Source organism: Bradyrhizobium vignae (genome assembly GCF_004114425.1).
GTDB lineage: Bacteria > Pseudomonadota > Alphaproteobacteria > Rhizobiales > Xanthobacteraceae > Bradyrhizobium > Bradyrhizobium vignae.
This window is the reverse complement of the sequence record NZ_RDQF01000004.1, coordinates 205,098-221,290: the sequence shown is the minus strand read 5'-3', so window position 1 is coordinate 221,290 and position 16,193 is coordinate 205,098. Positions and strand designations below refer to the sequence as shown.

The following is a 16,193-nucleotide window of genomic DNA, read 5'->3' as shown; positions in this document are numbered from 1 at the left end:
CGAAAGAGCGTAAGCGATGGCGGGTCCGCCACGCGCACGCGATCCGCAATCGGTGCTGTTCGCCTGTGCGATGAACAGCGTGCGCTCGCCGATGGCCGAGAGCCTGCTGCAGCACATGTTTCCGCAAGGCCTCTACGTGAAGTCGGCTGGCGCCAGGAAGGGCGAGCTCGATCCATTCGCAGTGGCCGTGATGGCCGAGCTTGGCCAGGACATTTCGGCTCACAAGCCGCAGACCTTCGAGGAGCTGGAGGATTGGGAAGGGCTGAATTTCGACCTCATCATCACACTCTCGCCCGAGGCGCATCACAAGGCGCTGGATCTGACGCGGACACTCGCGGCCGAGGTCGAGTACTGGCCGACGCAGGATCCCACCACCATCGAAGGCAGCCGCGACCAGAAGCTCGCGGCCTATCGCGAGCTCTGCGACCAGCTCCTGATGCGCATCCGGCGGCGCTTTGCCAAGGCGGGCGCGGCGAGCGGGTAGCAAGCGGCGTCCGTAACACCCGCGTCACAGAGCGTAGGCACATGCGTGCTGGGCCAGCCTCGAATCACCAAACCACTGGTTCCCGGGTTGTGAAACCGGCCCCCTTCCGATAGGTTCCGCGCGCAATTCACCCCGCTTCATCCCCCCAAATCACCTGATGCTAGGCCGCCCCAAATTCGTACTTGCCTCCGGTTCGCCGCGTCGGCTGTCGCTGCTCAACCAGGCGGGCATCGAGCCGGACGCGCTCCGGCCAGCCGATGTCGACGAGACGCCGAGGCGGGGTGAGCTGCCGCGCGCCTGCGCCAATCGGCTCGCGAGGGCAAAGGCCGATGCAGCACTCAAATCGGTGCAGCTCGACGACGAGCTGCGTGGCGCCTTCATCCTCGCCGCCGACACCGTGGTGGCGGTCGGCCGCCGCATCCTGCCCAAGGCCAATCTGGTCGACGAGGCCGCGCAATGCCTGCGCTTGCTGTCGGGCCGCAACCATCGCGTCTACACCGCGATCTGCCTCGTCACGCCGCGCGAAGCCTTCCGGCAGCGCCTGGTCGAGACCCGCGTGCGCTTCAAGCGACTCTCGGAGGATGACATCCAGGCCTATATCGGCTCCGGCGAATGGCGCGGCAAAGCCGGCGGCTATGCCGTGCAAGGCATCGCCGGCTCCTTCGTGGTCAAGATGGTGGGGTCCTACACCAACGTCGTCGGCCTGCCGCTCTACGAGACCGCGACGCTGCTCGGTGGCGAAGGTTTTCCGATCCGTTTCGGCTGGCTCAACGCCACCGCAGTGTGAGTCGGCGGCCAAGCCGGCGCAGCCCGCTTCGGGCCCCTGCGGAATGCGGGGGTTGCCGTCGAAGGAACCCGTTTGCCGGCCGGCGCTTAAACCCCTTCACCTCAGGTAAACTGCCGACGTCATGGACGACGAAGTCAAAAAACCCGCAAGCCCGCTCAAGACCTGCCCGATCTGCGGCAAGCCGCAGTCGCAGGCCACCCGCCCGTTCTGCTCCTCGCGCTGCCGCGACGTCGATCTGAACCGCTGGCTGAAGGGTTCCTATGTCATCCCTGGCCGCGACGACGATCCGGATGACGTCGAATAAATAAACGATATCAATTCTTTGCGTGAATGTCCGGTCCGCCGCCGGCCAATCGCGGCAAGCCCGTCCTTCCTTGTGCACAGCCGGGCCGTGCCCGGGGAAGCCTCTTGGCGAAGCCGGGTGGACAGGCCGCCCCGAGCCCACTATAAACCGCCCGCTCGATGGGCTTTGGCCCCTCTCTTGGAGCACGCCCAGGTAGCTCAGTTGGTAGAGCATGCGACTGAAAATCGCAGTGTCGGTGGTTCGATTCCGCCCCTGGGCACCATCCCGCCTCAGCGTTCGGGTTTGACGAGGGCCGCTTCCGCTCCGATTGCATCGGAACGGGGCTCCAGATTCTTGTTTTGACGCGTTTTACGCGAAGCCGGTGTCCACTTCGTTGGGAAACGCTCCAGCCGGTTACTGCCGCTTGCCCCGAGCGGAAATGGCCGCAGAGTGCGGCGAACCGAGCTATAGTGCAGTCAATGCACGCTCGAGAGAACTCCGCGGCCGCGGGGGGGCTGCGACCGATCCGATGAAGGTCCGGATCGAGCCGATGTTGCCTCAATGGTGCGCCGATACGCCCTTGACGCACTGGGTCAACAAATCTGCCGTGGCGGATTGCCCGACATCACCCAGGCTGATCATGCCGACCATCCGCTTGCTCTTGTTGATCACAGGCAACCTGCGGATCTTCAGTGTCTGCATGTGATGCACGGCTTTCGCCAGATCGTCGTCCTCCCGGCAGCAATGGATGCCTTCAGTCATCACGTCCCGTGCTGTCATGCGCGCGGCGTTGAAGTCCCTGCGCGCAAGCCCTTTGCAGACGATGTCGCGGTCGGTCACCATCCCGATCAAATGGTCGTCTTCGCCGATCGGAATGCAGCCGATGTCGTGGCCTTGCATCAACTTCGCGATCTCGGTGATCGGGGTGTCGGGGCTGACCCAATCGACGCCCTTGTGCATTGCCTCTTTGACTTTCATGGAGGACCTCCGTTGCGAACGCAGCCCCCGCGACTTGACTATACAACGAACCGGGCGCGACCGCACGCGTCGCCGCGACGGGCGTGCCGGGAATCATCCCCACTGTCATGCCGCGTCAGTCGTGCATACTGAAGCGTCCATGCGGTGCGTTGGCCGTCAGGCGCGCGAACTGCGCATGGGTGAGCTGAAGCAGCGTCTCGTGATCGCCGGCCTCGATATAGACCTGAGGCTGGTCGCGGATGCTGTCGTCGACGACGAGATCGAGCCCGTAGCACCGGCCGACCGCCGGAACGGCTCCGTGCGCGCAGTCCGCGAACAGCCGGTTGATCTCGGTCTCGTTGGCCATCACAAGATCTTCGCCGAGCCTCTCCTTCAAGTCCGGCAGGTTGAGATGGTGCGATGCTGGCAAGACCGCGAGCATATAGCCCCCGTCATGCCGCAGCACGACGGCCTTGGCGAGGTGATCGCCCGAGATGTGGCAAGCCTGCGCCGTGCGCGCGGATGACATGGTGAAGGCGTGAGGGATCTCGGCATACTCGATGTTCTCGGCAGCCAGATATCGGTGCAATGTGTGGGCAATGGTCATGGCGTAGCCTTTCGGATGGGTGTGCGAGCCATCCACCGTGAGGCTGCCCCCGCCGCACGATGGGCGGCCGCGTGATTGCCGGGCTTCAGCATAGGCCTTGCCCCCGAATGCCGCAATCAGAGCGTTTTCCCGGCAAAATGGCCCGTTTCCTGGATGAATTGTATTTATGTCTCAAATGGATAGGAGTTCGCAGCTTTGGTTTGAAGGGAGTGGCGCTGTGCGTATCGGGCGGGCGAGCGCCGAAGGGGCGCCACGTCCCTGACGTCGAACATCTCCGGCTGCGCCTGAGCCACTAACGCCGTTCGCTATACGCGCCCGGCTGCCGCTGATATGATGCCGGGACGGTAAACGGCAGCTCGCCACCATACTTTTCTGCGATGCCGGCTTTCTGATCGGACTCGATCCCGCTCGCGCCCTTTTTGCGTTGCCTCGACAAGAACGCTGAACAAATTCGTCAAGGGCTGCTGTGTCCCCGCTCACATTGGGAGATGTGCCATGGCTGCATCGGACTGGCGTCTCGAAGGCGAATGGATGAAGAATTGCAATTGCGCGTTTGGCTGCCCTTGCGATTTCAACGCTCTACCGACCCACGGCTATTGCAAAGGCATGGTCGGCATGCGGATCACGAGGGGGCATTTTGAGGGCGTCAAGCTCGACGGCATTTGTTTTGCCGTCGTGGTGGATTTCCCCGGCGCACTGCATCAAGGCAACGGCACGATGCAGCCCATCGTCGACCAGCGTGCCACGCCGGAGCAGCGACAGGCCCTGTTCAACATTCTGTCGGGCAAGCATTCGGCCGAGGGCACGCTGTTCCACATCTTCAGCCTGATCGTGACGACCATTCGCGACCCGGTTTTCGCGCCGTTCGAATTTTCCTTCGACAAGAATGGCCGTATCGCAAAACTCGTCGCCGGCGATGTGCTCGAGACCGAGGTGGAGCCGATCAAGAATCCCGTGACCGGCGCTCCCCATCGCGTTCAGGTGGTCATGCCCGAGGGCTTCGAGCACCGGGCTGCCGAGGTCGCGTCCGCCAATATCCGCTCGACCGGCGCGATCTCGTTCGAGACCCGGGGTACGCACAGCTCGCTCGCCAATGTCGTGCAGACGCCCGAGGGCGTTGCGGCGTGATGCGGCGCTGACACCGAGACGACATCCCGGTGTCAGCTCCTCATCGCCATCCTGGACAACTCGATGCAGGGGCGCCCGATGTTGGAACAGCTGCTCCACCGCGACCGGCTGATCGTCGCGATCGGGACCGCCGCAGTGGTGGCGCTCGCCTGGGCCTACCTCGCTGCAGGCGCCGGCATGGACACCGAGATGATGGCCGACATGCCGGACATGGCGCCGATGCCATGGACGCCGGACTATGCAGTGCTGCTGTTCGTGATGTGGTGGGTGATGATGGTCGCGATGATGGCGCCGAGCGCGGCGCCCACCGTGCTCTTGTATGCGAGCGTCAAGCGCAAGCAGGAGACTGCATCCCGCGCCGCAATCGATGCCTGGATCTTTCTCGCGGGCTATCTCGCGACATGGGCGGGATTCAGCGTCTTCGCGGTGCTGACGCAATGGGCGCTCGAGCGCTTCGGGTTGCTGTCGATGGCGATGGCAAGCACCAGCGCCATCCTCGGCGGCCTCATTGTGGTTGCCGCTGGGCTCTACCAGTTCACGCCGCTCAAGCATGCCTGCTTGCGCTACTGCGACAGCCCACTGCTATTTCTCAGCCGACACTGGCAACCTGGAACGCGCGGGGCATTCCGCATGGGACTTCGCCATGGCAGCTACTGCGTCGGCTGCTGCTGGTCATTGATGGTCCTGTTGTTCGTCGGTGGCGTGATGAATCCTGTCTGGATCATCGCCATCGCGCTCTATGTCGCCGGTGAGAAGCTGCTGCCGTTTGGCCGAAGACTGAGCCATGCGGCAGGCGGGGCCCTCATCCTGTCCGGTGCGATCATGCTTGCACGCGCGATGTGAGAAGCCCCCGCGCGGGTGTGGTAGGACACCATCACTGTCAATACCTGGACACCGCCATGCTGCTCAAAGCCGCCATGCCCCCGTGGTCATACGGACCTCGCAAGCCAAAAGCTAAGCTTTGTTCCAACCGAAACTTAAGGCTGTCCTGACTAGATTCGGGCCATGGACAGGCCCGCGTCCCGCTTTCGGCCGTGGCCGTCTCTGTGCAATCGAGGCGGAGAGAGGCGATGCTGTTTTCGGCGATCAGCACTGTTCGGCCGCTGTGGCTGGCGCGAGCGGGCATGATCATGCGCCCGAGATCACTCCGCAGGGCGGCGCTGACGGTTCTGCGCAATGCGCCACTGCAGATCGCATTGTTCTTCCTGCCCCTGGTCTGGATCGGCTACTTCGCGATCACGTCATCGGAGCGGGCGGACGCGGTCGAGCAGGCGCGGTCGCACGGCGATAGCGTCGCCGAATTGTTCGAGGAAAACACCGAACGTATTTTCGAACAGGTCGATCAGTCGTTGCTGGTGGTGCGCGCACTTTACGCCCAGGACCCGCTGACCTTCAGCCTGAAGTTCTGGTCCGACAAGACCCGCATTGCGAGTGGCGACGTGGTTCAGTTCTCGCTGATCGGACCGGACGGCTACTTGCTCGATACCACGGCGGGCTATTCCGGCCCGCCGCTCTATCTCGGCGATCGCGAGCACTTCATCGAGGCCATGGCGCAAGCCGATGATAGCCTCTACGTGGCGAAGCCGGTGGTGGGGCGGGTGTCGCGCCAGTGGACCATCCAGCTCGCGAGAAAGGTGTTCGACCTTGCCCGGAATCCGGCCGGCGTAGTCGTCGGCTCGATCAGCGTGGACCTCATCGGCAAGTTCTACGAAACGGCAAAGCTGGGAGCCGGAGGAACGCTGGTGCTCAGGAATGCGAACCATGTCGTGCTCGCCGCGCGCGGCGTGGACCAGGGCTCCGTGCTGGGACAACGCGCGCCGAACCGCGTCGAGGGTGAGCTGGGAGACGGCTTCTATGCACAATATTGGAACGAGAACCGGCCGAACCGCAGTGACCGGCTGATCACCGCGCGCAGGTCGCTCGCGTTTCCGCTCATCCTCACGGTCGGCATTTCGGAGCAGGAGATCTATTCCCGCGCCGCCTTCAGACAGAAGGTCTATCTCGGCGGCACGTTGCTGCTCACGTTCATCATCGTGGCCGCCGCGGCATTCCATTGGCGGCGGCAACAGGCGCTGGATCGTGCCCACCGTGAGCTGCGCGATTTTGCCGGCAAGTTCGAGGATGCGCTCCGAAACCTTCCGCAGGGCTTGAGCATGTTCGACGGCCGTGACCGCCTGATCGCGTTCAACCGGCAATGGCTCGAACTCTATGGGCTGGTGCCTGAGGAGATCCGGATCGGCATGGATTTCCGGGATGTATTCGCGAAACAGACCGCCGTGCTCGACGTCGGGGCTTATCTCGTCGATCTGAAGAATCGGCTCGCTCAATCGGAGCACACGTCCAACACCGTCCAGTTTCCGGATGGACGGGTCGTCTACATCTCCTACGGCCGGCGCGAGAGCGGTGGCTGGGTCGCCACCCACGAGGACATCACCGAGCGCAAGGCGTCCGAGGACCGGATCGAGAAGCTCGCGCACTACGACAGCCTGACCGGCCTTGCCAATCGCAATCTGTTCAAGGAGCGTATTGACGAGGCGCTGGCCGGCTCGCGCCCGCTGGAGCCTACGTTTGCAGTACTCCTGCTGGATCTCGACAAGTTCAAGTCCGTCAATGATGCGCTCGGCCATCAATGCGGCGACGCGCTCCTGAAGCAGGTCGCCGTCCGGATCAAGGCGCAGATCCGTGACATCGACATGGCGGCCCGGATCGGCGGCGACGAGTTTGCCGTGATCGTGGCGCCGGGCCGGGCCGCGATGCGCGGCGGCGCTGCAAGTCTGGCGGCGCGGCTGGTCCAGGCCATTGCCGAGCCCTATCATATCGATGGCCATCCGGTCGTGATCGGCTGTAGCATTGGCCTTGCACTCGTGCCCGAGCACGGCACGCGGGTCGACGAGATCCTTCGCAACGCCGATCTTGCGCTCTACAGGTCGAAGAATGCCGGCCGAAGCTGCTTCCACGTCTATTCAGCGGAGCTCAAGGCCGAAGCGGAGCAGCGCAACGTGCTCGAGATCGAGCTGCGCGAAGCGATCTGGCGTGAGGAGATCGAGGTGTTTTATCAGCCCGTGATCGAGCTGGGCACCGGTCGGGTAAAATCGGTCGAGGCCCTGGCGCGCTGGCATCACCGCAGCAGGGGCTACATTCCTCCGGCAGAGTTCATCGCCGTTGCGGAGGCGGGGGGACTGATCGTCGAGCTCGGCAATCAGGTGCTCGCCAGAGCCTGTCGCGATGCGACCAGCATGCCGGCCGACGTCAAGGTCGCCGTCAACCTCTCTGCCCTGCAATTTGCCGGCACCAATCTCGTCGACGCCGTGACGTTTGCGTTGGTGGAGAGTGGCCTTCCGCAAACCCGGCTCGAGCTCGAGATCACCGAGAGCGTATTTCTCGCCGACACAGAGGAGAACCTCAAGACGCTTCAGCGCCTCAAGGCGCTCGGCGTCTCCATTGCCCTCGATGATTTCGGTGTCGGTTACTCGTCATTGTCCTACCTGACGGCGTTTCCGTTCGACAAGGTCAAGATCGACAAGTCATTCATCGACCGGATCGATCGAAGCGAGACCGTCGCCGTGCTGAAGTCCATCGTGCAGCTCGCGAAGACGTTGAAGCTGTCGATCGTCGCCGAGGGGGTCGAGTCCTCTGAACAGGTCAGAAGGCTCCAATCACTCGGCATCCCGCTCGGCCAGGGATTTCACTTCAGCAAGCCCGTGCCGCTCGCCGGCCTCTCCTGGCAAGACCGCACGGGGCGCCGCAAAGGTCGGGCGGCGTGAGCCGAATGCCTTCGGCGTTTGTCATCATGGCGCCACTGCAGCCCTTGCATCCAAGAGCAGAAGCTGAGCAGGTGATCTTCCTTCGTATAAATTGCCTCGGATTATGAATGCCTTAGACGATAAGGCTTGGTCGGCCCACTGACACGTTCGGCCTCCGACGAGAGCCGAAGCAGCGCCGCGCGGAGCTAATTCCCAAGCCAGATCGCGGCCCGACATTTCCTGGCACTGTGCTTGCTCAAGCAGGGCCCAAGCCAGGCCTCGGCGAAGAGGCCGTTTCAGGTTGAGGCAAGCGATGCAGGAAGTGTCCCGTTCTGGTGCTGCTGATGAACTCCGGCTCGACGCGTTGATCGCGGATTTGTGGTGGCGCGTTCGACTGATTAACACCGATATTCTCGAGGAAGAAGCTCGCGCCGGGGTGTTCGACGTGCACCAGCCGACTTACCCGCTTCTTGCGCTCAACCTTCGCGCCCGACGCGATAATCTGGTCGCGACGATCGGCATGCTCGAGCAGCGTGCGAGATCAACGTCGGAGGCGGCTTGAGAGTGGCTTGCGGCTTACACCGGCAACGTCAGCAACGGCGGCAGCCTGCAGGCTGTCGCTTCGAGGACGGGGCCGAATGCAACGAGCATCATCGCATGGCTCGAATGCCTGTCGGCGGCATGAGTTGAATTCACGCCGCGCCTGCCTGTGATATTGGTGGCCCCGACAACCCCGCGAGGCCTCTATGCTCCCCATTCCCGCCGATATCTTCACCGAGCCCGAGGACGTCTCGCCCGACGGACTTGCCAATCTCGGCCCGCTCCGCCGTCTTGCCGGCACCTGGCAGGCCGACAAGGGCATCGACATCAATCCGAAGGCGGAAGGGCCCGAGCGGCGGACGTTCATCGAGCGCATCCGAATGGATCCGATCGATCCGCAGGCCAACGGGCCGCAGCTGTTGTACGGGCTGCGCTATCACATCCACATCAACACACCCGAGGAAGACATCACGTTCCACGACCAGGTCGGCTACTGGCTGTGGGAGCCGGCGACCGGTCTGGTCATGCAGACGCTGGCGATCCCGCGCGGACAGGTGCTGCTGGCCTCGGGCAAGGCCGGGCCCGATGACAGGACAATCTCGGTCACGGCCAAGCGCGGCGACACCGCTTACGGGATCTGCTCGACCGATTTTCTGGAACAGGCCTTCCGCACCGATGCTTACCGCTGCGACATCACCTTCAACGACGATGGCAGCTGGACCTATCTGATCCAGACCGAGTTGTTCGTGCGCGGCGCGCCGTTCAATCATCGCGACACCAACACGCTCCAGCTCGTCGCGCCGCCAAAGCTCAATCCGCTGGCGTTGATCGTGAACGCGCGCGCCAAGGAGAATGCAGGCGGCGATGGATCGGCGGCCTGAGCGCTACTCGGAGGATTGCATGAAGCCGTATGTCATCTGTCTGATGCACTCGAGCCTCGACGGCCGCACACATCCCAGCCGCTGGCGTCCGAAGGGCGCAGGCACGGATTGGTTCGAAAAAATCCACGACGAGCTCGGCGGCGATGCCTGGGTGATCGGCCGCGTCACCGGGTCGGAGTTCGCCAAGGGCAAGCCTTATCCCGCGACGAACGCGAAATTTCCACGCGAGAACTGGTTTGCGCAGCGCGATGCGAAAATCTATGGGGTCGTGCTCGATGCCCAAGGCAAGATCGGCTGGGGGCGTGCGGACATCGGCGGCGATCCGATCGTCGTCGTGCTGACCGAGAACGTTCCGGATTCGCATCTCGCTGGCCTCCGCGGCGAGGGCGTGTCCTACATCTTTGCCGGTAAATCCGAGATCGACCTGGCCCTGACGCTGGACATTCTCAGCCATGAACTCGGCGTGAAGCGTCTGCTGGTCGAGGGCGGCGGCGTCGCCAACGGCGCGTTCCTGCGCGCCGGCCTCATCGACGAATTCAATCTGATCCTCAGCCCCGCGATCGACGGCGCGAAAGGCGCCCCCTTCGTGTTCGATTCGACCGAGGCGGACAGCGAGCGGCGCGCGCCGATCACGGCGATGACGCTGGAGAGCACGCGCGAGCTCGGCGGCGGCGTCCTGCTGCTGCGATATCTGATCGAGAACGATCCTCAAGCCGCGAGCCGGTAAGGCGCGGCCATGTCCGATACATCCGAGCACATCGTGATCGTCGGCGCGGGCGCGGCCGGCCTGATGGCGGCGCGCGAGCTGGCGCGTGCCGGCCGCAAGGTGACGATCCTGGAAGCGCGCCAGCGCTGTGGCGGTCGCATTCATCCGCTACCGGTCTCCGAGTTCGGCTATCCCGCCGATGGCGGCGCCGAGTTCGTTCATGGCGAGGCGCCGGTCACGCGCGCACTCCTGCGCGAGGCCGCGCTGTCGCTTCAGGAGATCGAAGGCGAACAGTGGAGCTTTGACGGGACGAAGCTTTCGCGCGAGGATCGCCTCGATCCTCACGAAGCGGAGCTTCAGGCCGTGCTAGGGGACTTGAAGGACGACCTCACGGTCGCCGACTTCCTGCGCCGGCATTTTTCCGGGGACGAGTACGCGTCGATGCGCCATTCGATCGAACGGATGGTCGAGGGGTATGACGCGGCCGATCCTGAGCGCGCGTCAACGCTAGCGCTGCGCGCGGAATGGATGGATGGCGGACACGCTCCCCAGGCGCGCATCGATGGTGGATACGGCGCGATGATCGACGTGCTGGCCGCCGACTGCCGCAGGCACGGCGTGACTATCCGTCTCGGTTGCGTCGTATCGGCCATTGCGGAGGAGGGCGGCGCGGTAGCCGTTCGATGCGCCGGCGGCGATGTGCATGCCTGCGATCGCGTGATCCTCACCGTGCCGCTGCCGCTGCTGCGCGAGATCGCGCTGCCGGCGGGGGCGCGCGCGAAGCTTGCTGCTGCCGACGACATCGGCTTTGGCAATGTCATCAAGATCGTACTGCGCTTCGCACGGCCATGGTGGCGCGAGCGCAAGGAAGACCTTGCGGACATGACCTTCCTGCTGTCGGACCAGGCGATCCCGGTGTGGTGGACGCAATATCCGAGCCAGCATGCCGTGCTTACGGGCTGGTTCGGCGGTCCGCGCACGATGGAGCTGGAAAGCCTCGATCCGCAAGGCCTGATCGAGGCCGGGCTTGGCTCGCTCGCCGCCGTCTTCAGCCTGCCGCGCGATGACATCGCGCGCCAGCTGGTGGCCGGAGCTGCGGCCAACTGGGCGCATGATCGCTTCGCGCGCGGCGCCTATTCGTGGGCGACGCCGCGGACGCGCGAGGCACAAGCGATCCTCTCGCGTGCAGGCGGGCGGGTGCTGTTTTCCGGCGAAGCACTCTATCGCGGCCGCGACATGGGCACGGTCGAGGCGGCGCTCGCGAGTGGCCTGGAGACGGCGGGGATGATCTTGCAGGGATAGCAAAAGAGGCCCGCATCTCTGCGGGCCGCTTGCGTCTTACCAGCGTCCGCCGCCGAAGCTGAACGTCACGCCGGGACCGCCGCCGTAGTACCCATAGGGGCCGCCGCCGTAATAGCCGTGGCGCGGGTAATAGCCGTAGCTTCTGTAATAGGGCCGGTAATAGCCGTGATGAGGACGCCAATGATGGTGGTGACCATGCCAGCGATGGTGCCTGCGCTGTGCGCTGATGTCGGTGGACTGGCTTTCCTGCGCGGTCTGCCTGGCGCTCGTGCCACCGGCTGCGTTCGCCGCCGATCCGCCAGTAAGCGCCGCAGCGCCGACGGCCATCGCGACAATGAGATATTTCATGTCATCACTCCAGTTGAATGTCGTGTGACAACAGATGAGCATCCAGCGTGTTCCCGCCAGTGCGGGCGTCGAAACGACGCAGATGTGAGGTCCGATCAACACGCGTTAACGTCTGTGAATGTTCGAATGCCGCGCGTTCTATCTTCGCATGACGATGCGTCGGCTGCGGACTTGTGCCCCGAACGCAGCGCAGCGTCTCCTAGATGATGCGATGCTGAGCCGGGGCCCATGTTCCTGGTGTGTCGGCTGCGTGGGTCCCGGCTCTGCGCAGCAGCGCAAGGAACGCTGCAGCGCGTCCGCGACACGGGAGTGAGCACGCAAATTTTCGCGCACACTCTCACGGATGCGGATCGGGAAAGCCGTGGCGCTCGGAGAGCGCGGCGAGGATTGCGTCCTTGTCGGCGATGAAGGCGCGGCCCTGGTGGCTGCCGGTCTGGTGCGGCGACGTCGCCCCAGTCGCGAGCACGAGCAGGGGCAGCGATTGGTTCTCCTCGCCGACCAGCGCAATCACGGCTTGCCGAGGCCGTGGCCAGGGGATTCGTTCGACATCGAGCTTTTCGGCGAGCTGTGGAAACGAGGCCAGCACGCCCTCGATCAGCGCGCAGTGCCAGCAATAGAAGCTTTGGCCGGGAAAAGCCGGATCCTCGAAACCGGGCTGCAGCAGAAACAGGCGGTCGCGCGTCATGGGTCGTTCCGAAGCTTGGCCGCGATGTCACCGGGGAATCACTGACGTCGTGAAAGGACGCCATGGCGAGGCCAATCAGTCAATCGGCTCAACTCAAGTGATCTACAGGCAGCCTGCCCTTGATCAAGCGCAACTTTGACCGCGCGCCGCGCGATGCAATGTCGCCGCGACATTCGAACGGGACGTCGAGGCAGGTCATGAAGCCGTATTTCATCGGCGGTGGCATTGGATCGCTCGCGGGCGCGGCGTTCCTCGTTCGCGATGCGCAGCTGTCGGGGCACGACATCGCGATCTAGGAGGCGCAGCCGCTGGTCGGCGGCAGCTTCGAATGGCACGCAGCTCGCGAACGGCGCCTACTCGCTCCGCGGCGGGCGCATGCTCACCACCGACCATTACGAATGCACCTGGGATCTGCTCTCGAGCATTCCCTCGCTCGAACATCCCGGCCTCAGCGCGAGGAGATGGTCGCGTTCAACGTGGAGAACCCTGCGCACTCCAGGGCACGGTCACTCGCCGTGATCTGAGCTACTTGAACGGGTCCTGGATCGACGGTGCCGACTGGCGAATGCGGCGCACGCTGACCGGCGTGCCGTCGGAGACGAATAGGAGCTCGTAGGTCCGGCCATCGCTGTCGGTCGCCGAGCAGGTGACGTCGTGCACCTTCCTGGCGGCGAAATTGCCGGTCTGGCGGCAGATGCCGGTGGAGGTCTGCTCGGCCGGCACCGGCAGGCCGTCGACCCTCGGGCGGTCCTTGGAGTTGAGCAGCATGCGGTCGATCGGCAGCTCGTAAGAATTGTCGTCGGCGCGCTTGCCGTTCTCGCCCGAGAACGACACGACGTGGCTGTCGTCGCTGGGATCGTCGACCGCGACCGCGAAATTGACCCGGCCCTTGTCGCCGTGGGCATAGGCCACTGTCTTGCACGGGAAGGTGCGGCCTGCGACCCTCAACGTCTTGCAGTGGCCGGACATCAGCGCCAGCAGATCGATGAAGGCGTTCTGCTGCAACTGCGGATTGTCGAGCGGAATGGGTTTGGAAGTCTCGGCAAAACAAGGACTTGCCAGAGCCACGGTCAAAGCGGCGAGGACCGGTCGGCAGAGGCGCATCGTCGGGCTCGTGTGCCAGAGGGCCGTGGCGGCGGAAAGGTTCCGCACCATAACGATCGTATCGCAAATTGGTTGCGATCTCGTTTGTTCTGCAAGTCCCGTCTGGAATACCACCGTGTCACCCCGACAGCGATTCGTCCAAATCGCCCAATCCGTCCCAAGAGGCACCTGCCATCAGAGCGGTGTTTTTTTCGTGGCGGAGCTAGCCTATCGCCGCCTGCCAGCGCTTATCGCGCAGGGACGGCCGGCGGTGCAGACGGGCGTCCAGCACGGCACGGGCGCGGGGCAGCTCACCGCTGCGCATGAGCGCGACGATAAAGGTATCCTCGATCAGCTCGCGTTGGGCATGGCTGCCGCCGATGCGCACGACCTCGCCGAGGAGCGGCGCGAGCATCTGCACGCAAGTCCCGTAATCCTCATCGACGAAAGCCGCGAGCGCCCGGAAGATCGCCGGCACCACGGGGCCGGCCGGCAGCTTACCGTCAGCGAGCCGCTGCTCGATCACCGCAAGGCGCGCGGCCAGCGCCTCGCGGTTCTGCGTGGCGGCCGCGAACAGCGCCATGTGGACGTCGGCAAAGGACAGGCTCGACTTCGGAAACAGCTTTTGCGCCGCGGCGTCGGCCTCGCGCCACAGCGCCTGCGGCACGGTATGACCGTAAGCCGACAGGCGCCAGAGCAGGGAGGCGCTGTCGGTGATGACGTTGAGTGGCGGCGCCCGCGTCGCGGTGGGCTGAAGCACGTCGGCATAGATCGCAAGCGCCCGTGCGGCGTCGCCATGTTCGAGCGCGCCGAGCGCCTGATGCCAGCGGATATGGCCGTGCAGGATTCCGCCGCGGTCGTAAGTCGGAATCCAGTCGTCGACGAGACGATCGGCCGCGTCGATCGATCCATCCTCGAACATCGCGTGCAGGACCGCATGTGCAGCGTGGGCGTTGGCCCGGCGCAGATTGAAGCCGCGCTCGGTGACGGCGCGGCCGCGCGCGACGTCGCCATTCTCCGTCATCGCCCAACCGGACATGGTGAGGAACCACCAGTCCTCGCCGTAATGCTGCGCGACGCGCTCGCAGAGCTCGTGCCGGGCCCGATCGTGGTCGGCCATGCCGGAGAAGGCGAACAGGCCGAACGCGCCGAGCGGCAGCGACAGCACCACGGCGTCGCGGGGCCATGCGTCGACGTGCTTCAGCGTCGATGCGATCGCCTCCGGCAGCCGGCCCTCGATCGCGAGCGCCAGCGTCTCGACATGCGAGCGCTCGCGCTCGGCGCCGCGCTTGGCGACGAGCTCGCGCGCGAGCGCCGCCTTCTGCCGCGCGAGATCGCCCTGCTGGTAGAAAGCATGCACGCGGCCGCGGGCGATATGGGCCAGCGCGAAGTCCGGGTCCGCCGTGATCGCGCACTCCAGCGTCTCCGCCGTGCCGGTCCACCCCGAAAGCATGAGATCGACGCCCTCGCGATAGGCGCTTGCTGCCTCATGCGAGGTGGTGGAGAGCGGAAAGCCGTAGCGGTCTTCAAGCGCCATCGTGGTCTCCCGTTCTCACGCCGTCCGCGCGCGGCGGCCCTCGATCGGATAGGCCGGGTCGTTATAGCCGGGCGTCGACGGATGGCCTGGCGTCACCAGCCGGTCGATCAGCGCCTCATCCTCCGCGGTGAAACGATAATCGAGTGCGCTGATGTAGCCGTCCCATTGCTCCTCGGTGCGGGGACCTGCGATCACCGACGAGACGAAGGCGGAGTTGAGCACCCAGGCGACTGCGAACTGGCCGGCGGTGATGCCCTTCGTCTCCGCGTGCGTCTTGATCTCCTGCGCGAGGTGAAGCGATTCCGGCCGCCATTCCGTTTGCATCATGCGGGTGTCGTTGCGGCCCGCGCGCGTCTCCTTGTCGGGAGCTGCATCGGGCCTGTACTTGCCGGTGAGCACGCCGCGCGCCAAGGGACTATAGGGCACGATACCGAGGCCGTAATAGGAACAGGCCGGGAAGTGCTCGACCTCGGGCATGCGGTTCATGGCGTTATAGTAAGGCTGGCTCACCGCAGGCCGGTCGATGCCGAGCCGATCGCAGATGTTGCAGATCTCGGCAACGCGCCAGGCACGGTAGTTCGAGACGCCGAAATAGCGCACCTTGCCGGCGCGGATCAGGTCGCCCATCGCGCGGACCGTCTCCTCCAGCGGCGTCGCATGATCTTCCTTGTGCAGATAGTAGATGTCGATGTGATCGGTGCCGAGCCGCTTCAAGCTCTCGTCAGCCGCCTGCAGCACCCAGCGCCGCGACAGCCCGCCGCGATTGGGATCATCGCCCAATTCGTTGTTCATGGGATTGGCGAGCTTCGTCGCGAGTATCCAGGCGTGGCGTTTGCTCGCGATGGCATGGCCGACGACTTCCTCGGATGCACCTTTCGAATAGGCGTCGGCGGTGTCGATGAAATTGATCCCGGCGGCGTGCGCCTTGTCGATGATGCGTTGTGACGTGGCTTCATCGGTCGGTCCGCCGAACATCATGGTGCCGAGACAAATCGGCGAAACTTTCAGGCCGCTGCGGCCGAGCTGGCGGTATTGCATGGGCGGGTCCTTGATATTGGTGGAGGGCAGCATAGCCAGCTACAGTCGCCATTGCGAGCGCAGCGAGGCAATCCAGAAATGTGT

Annotated in this window: 19 protein-coding genes and 1 tRNA gene; 13 read left to right on the top strand and 7 right to left on the bottom strand. The window is 64.4% G+C overall.

What is annotated here, in order from left to right; all coding sequences use genetic code 11:
- Positions 1-16: 16 nt before the first annotated feature.
- The 4 genes from EAV90_RS05315 to EAV90_RS05300 all read left to right on the top strand — a co-directional run bounded on the left by EAV90_RS05315 (position 17) and on the right by EAV90_RS05300 (position 1,837).
- Positions 17-484, top strand: a complete 468-nt coding sequence (locus tag EAV90_RS05315) for an arsenate reductase ArsC (protein ID WP_122405929.1) — start codon at positions 17-19, stop codon at positions 482-484.
- Positions 485-641: 157 nt separating this feature from the next.
- Positions 642-1,271 carry a Maf-like protein gene (locus EAV90_RS05310; RefSeq protein ID WP_122405928.1) on the top strand — a complete coding sequence of 210 codons (630 nt, stop codon included), beginning with the start codon at positions 642-644 and terminating at the stop codon, positions 1,269-1,271.
- Between the two features lie 121 nt (positions 1,272-1,392).
- Positions 1,393-1,575 carry a DNA gyrase inhibitor YacG gene (yacG, locus tag EAV90_RS05305; RefSeq protein WP_122405927.1) on the top strand — a complete coding sequence of 61 codons (183 nt, stop codon included), beginning with the start codon at positions 1,393-1,395 and terminating at the stop codon, positions 1,573-1,575.
- A gap of 186 nt (positions 1,576-1,761) precedes the next feature.
- Positions 1,762-1,837, top strand: a tRNA-Phe gene (locus EAV90_RS05300).
- Positions 1,838-2,112: 275 nt separating this feature from the next.
- Here EAV90_RS05300 and EAV90_RS05295 read toward each other — a convergent pair.
- Together EAV90_RS05295 and EAV90_RS05290 are read right to left on the bottom strand one after the other, a co-directional pair.
- Complete coding sequence (locus EAV90_RS05295) at positions 2,113-2,532, bottom strand: CBS domain-containing protein (RefSeq protein ID WP_122405926.1); 420 nt, start codon at positions 2,530-2,532, stop codon at positions 2,113-2,115.
- A 115-nt stretch (positions 2,533-2,647) separates the two neighbouring features.
- On the bottom strand, positions 2,648-3,118 hold the full coding sequence (locus EAV90_RS05290; protein WP_174221614.1) for an aminoacyl-tRNA deacylase: 471 nt from the start codon (positions 3,116-3,118) through the stop codon (positions 2,648-2,650).
- 495 nt (positions 3,119-3,613) lie between these two features.
- Here EAV90_RS05290 and EAV90_RS05285 point away from each other — a divergent pair, with 495 nt between their 5' ends.
- From EAV90_RS05285 to EAV90_RS05255, 7 genes are all read left to right on the top strand, one after another.
- A complete protein-coding gene (locus tag EAV90_RS05285; RefSeq protein ID WP_122405925.1) occupies positions 3,614-4,246 on the top strand; it encodes a DUF1326 domain-containing protein in 633 nt (210 codons plus the stop codon).
- Between the two features lie 78 nt (positions 4,247-4,324).
- Complete coding sequence (locus EAV90_RS05280; RefSeq protein ID WP_244607831.1) at positions 4,325-5,089, top strand: DUF2182 domain-containing protein; 765 nt, start codon at positions 4,325-4,327, stop codon at positions 5,087-5,089.
- A gap of 227 nt (positions 5,090-5,316) precedes the next feature.
- A complete protein-coding gene (locus EAV90_RS05275; protein WP_129142795.1) occupies positions 5,317-8,010 on the top strand; it encodes a bifunctional diguanylate cyclase/phosphodiesterase in 2,694 nt (897 codons plus the stop codon).
- Positions 8,011-8,302: 292 nt separating this feature from the next.
- The gene (locus tag EAV90_RS05270; protein ID WP_122405922.1) at positions 8,303-8,551 is read left to right on the top strand and encodes a hypothetical protein; all 249 of its coding nucleotides are present in this window, start codon (positions 8,303-8,305) and stop codon (positions 8,549-8,551) included.
- A gap of 184 nt (positions 8,552-8,735) precedes the next feature.
- Positions 8,736-9,410 carry an FABP family protein gene (locus EAV90_RS05265; protein ID WP_122405921.1) on the top strand — a complete coding sequence of 225 codons (675 nt, stop codon included), beginning with the start codon at positions 8,736-8,738 and terminating at the stop codon, positions 9,408-9,410.
- Positions 9,411-9,429: 19 nt separating this feature from the next.
- Positions 9,430-10,137, top strand: coding sequence for a RibD family protein (locus EAV90_RS05260; protein ID WP_129142794.1), 708 nt, complete (start codon positions 9,430-9,432; stop codon positions 10,135-10,137).
- 9 nt (positions 10,138-10,146) lie between these two features.
- On the top strand, positions 10,147-11,418 hold the full coding sequence (locus EAV90_RS05255; RefSeq protein ID WP_129142793.1) for a flavin monoamine oxidase family protein: 1,272 nt from the start codon (positions 10,147-10,149) through the stop codon (positions 11,416-11,418).
- A 36-nt stretch (positions 11,419-11,454) separates the two neighbouring features.
- On the opposite strand, the gene EAV90_RS05250 is transcribed toward EAV90_RS05255, so the two are convergent.
- Both EAV90_RS05250 and EAV90_RS05245 read right to left on the bottom strand, forming a co-directional pair.
- Complete coding sequence (locus EAV90_RS05250) at positions 11,455-11,766, bottom strand: hypothetical protein (RefSeq protein WP_164936791.1); 312 nt, start codon at positions 11,764-11,766, stop codon at positions 11,455-11,457.
- 337 nt (positions 11,767-12,103) lie between these two features.
- Complete coding sequence (locus tag EAV90_RS05245; protein WP_122405919.1) at positions 12,104-12,451, bottom strand: DUF3088 domain-containing protein; 348 nt, start codon at positions 12,449-12,451, stop codon at positions 12,104-12,106.
- Positions 12,452-12,648: 197 nt separating this feature from the next.
- On the opposite strand from EAV90_RS05245, the gene EAV90_RS41615 reads away from it, so the two are divergent.
- Positions 12,649-12,747 carry an oleate hydratase gene (locus EAV90_RS41615; protein ID WP_283810433.1) on the top strand — a complete coding sequence of 33 codons (99 nt, stop codon included), beginning with the start codon at positions 12,649-12,651 and terminating at the stop codon, positions 12,745-12,747.
- The gene (locus EAV90_RS41405; RefSeq protein ID WP_430644715.1) at positions 12,713-12,970 is read left to right on the top strand and encodes an oleate hydratase; all 258 of its coding nucleotides are present in this window, start codon (positions 12,713-12,715) and stop codon (positions 12,968-12,970) included. The genes EAV90_RS41615 and EAV90_RS41405 overlap by 35 nt, the downstream gene beginning before the upstream one ends.
- 6 nt (positions 12,971-12,976) lie before the next feature.
- On the opposite strand, the gene EAV90_RS05235 is transcribed toward EAV90_RS41405, so the two are convergent.
- The 3 genes from EAV90_RS05235 to EAV90_RS05225 form a co-directional block, all read right to left on the bottom strand.
- Positions 12,977-13,555, bottom strand: coding sequence for a hypothetical protein (locus EAV90_RS05235; protein WP_122406959.1), 579 nt, complete (start codon positions 13,553-13,555; stop codon positions 12,977-12,979).
- Between the two features lie 202 nt (positions 13,556-13,757).
- On the bottom strand, positions 13,758-15,071 hold the full coding sequence (locus EAV90_RS05230; protein WP_129142792.1) for a tetratricopeptide repeat protein: 1,314 nt from the start codon (positions 15,069-15,071) through the stop codon (positions 13,758-13,760).
- A 15-nt stretch (positions 15,072-15,086) separates the two neighbouring features.
- Positions 15,087-16,109, bottom strand: a complete 1,023-nt coding sequence (locus EAV90_RS05225; protein ID WP_129142791.1) for an aldo/keto reductase — start codon at positions 16,107-16,109, stop codon at positions 15,087-15,089.
- Positions 16,110-16,193: the final 84 nt, after the last annotated feature.

What these genes read in the sequence shown, in the direction of transcription:
- EAV90_RS05315 (WP_122405929.1), top strand. Translation starts at nt 17, where the DNA reads ATGGCGGGTCCGCCACGCGCACGCGATCCGCAATCGGTGCTGTTCGCC.
- EAV90_RS05310 (WP_122405928.1), top strand. Translation starts at nt 642, where the DNA reads ATGCTAGGCCGCCCCAAATTCGTACTTGCCTCCGGTTCGCCGCGTCGG.
- yacG (WP_122405927.1), top strand. Translation starts at nt 1,393, where the DNA reads ATGGACGACGAAGTCAAAAAACCCGCAAGCCCGCTCAAGACCTGCCCG.
- EAV90_RS05295 (WP_122405926.1), bottom strand. Translation starts at nt 2,532, where the DNA reads ATGAAAGTCAAAGAGGCAATGCACAAGGGCGTCGATTGGGTCAGCCCC.
- EAV90_RS05290 (WP_174221614.1), bottom strand. Translation starts at nt 3,118, where the DNA reads ATGACCATTGCCCACACATTGCACCGATATCTGGCTGCCGAGAACATC.
- EAV90_RS05285 (WP_122405925.1), top strand. Translation starts at nt 3,614, where the DNA reads ATGGCTGCATCGGACTGGCGTCTCGAAGGCGAATGGATGAAGAATTGC.
- EAV90_RS05280 (WP_244607831.1), top strand. Translation starts at nt 4,325, where the DNA reads ATGTTGGAACAGCTGCTCCACCGCGACCGGCTGATCGTCGCGATCGGG.
- EAV90_RS05275 (WP_129142795.1), top strand. Translation starts at nt 5,317, where the DNA reads ATGCTGTTTTCGGCGATCAGCACTGTTCGGCCGCTGTGGCTGGCGCGA.
- EAV90_RS05270 (WP_122405922.1), top strand. Translation starts at nt 8,303, where the DNA reads ATGCAGGAAGTGTCCCGTTCTGGTGCTGCTGATGAACTCCGGCTCGAC.
- EAV90_RS05265 (WP_122405921.1), top strand. Translation starts at nt 8,736, where the DNA reads ATGCTCCCCATTCCCGCCGATATCTTCACCGAGCCCGAGGACGTCTCG.
- EAV90_RS05260 (WP_129142794.1), top strand. Translation starts at nt 9,430, where the DNA reads ATGAAGCCGTATGTCATCTGTCTGATGCACTCGAGCCTCGACGGCCGC.
- EAV90_RS05255 (WP_129142793.1), top strand. Translation starts at nt 10,147, where the DNA reads ATGTCCGATACATCCGAGCACATCGTGATCGTCGGCGCGGGCGCGGCC.
- EAV90_RS05250 (WP_164936791.1), bottom strand. Translation starts at nt 11,766, where the DNA reads ATGAAATATCTCATTGTCGCGATGGCCGTCGGCGCTGCGGCGCTTACT.
- EAV90_RS05245 (WP_122405919.1), bottom strand. Translation starts at nt 12,451, where the DNA reads ATGACGCGCGACCGCCTGTTTCTGCTGCAGCCCGGTTTCGAGGATCCG.
- EAV90_RS41615 (WP_283810433.1), top strand. Translation starts at nt 12,649, where the DNA reads ATGAAGCCGTATTTCATCGGCGGTGGCATTGGATCGCTCGCGGGCGCG.
- EAV90_RS41405 (WP_430644715.1), top strand. Translation starts at nt 12,713, where the DNA reads ATGCGCAGCTGTCGGGGCACGACATCGCGATCTAGGAGGCGCAGCCGC.
- EAV90_RS05235 (WP_122406959.1), bottom strand. Translation starts at nt 13,555, where the DNA reads ATGCGCCTCTGCCGACCGGTCCTCGCCGCTTTGACCGTGGCTCTGGCA.
- EAV90_RS05230 (WP_129142792.1), bottom strand. Translation starts at nt 15,071, where the DNA reads ATGGCGCTTGAAGACCGCTACGGCTTTCCGCTCTCCACCACCTCGCAT.
- EAV90_RS05225 (WP_129142791.1), bottom strand. Translation starts at nt 16,109, where the DNA reads ATGCAATACCGCCAGCTCGGCCGCAGCGGCCTGAAAGTTTCGCCGATT.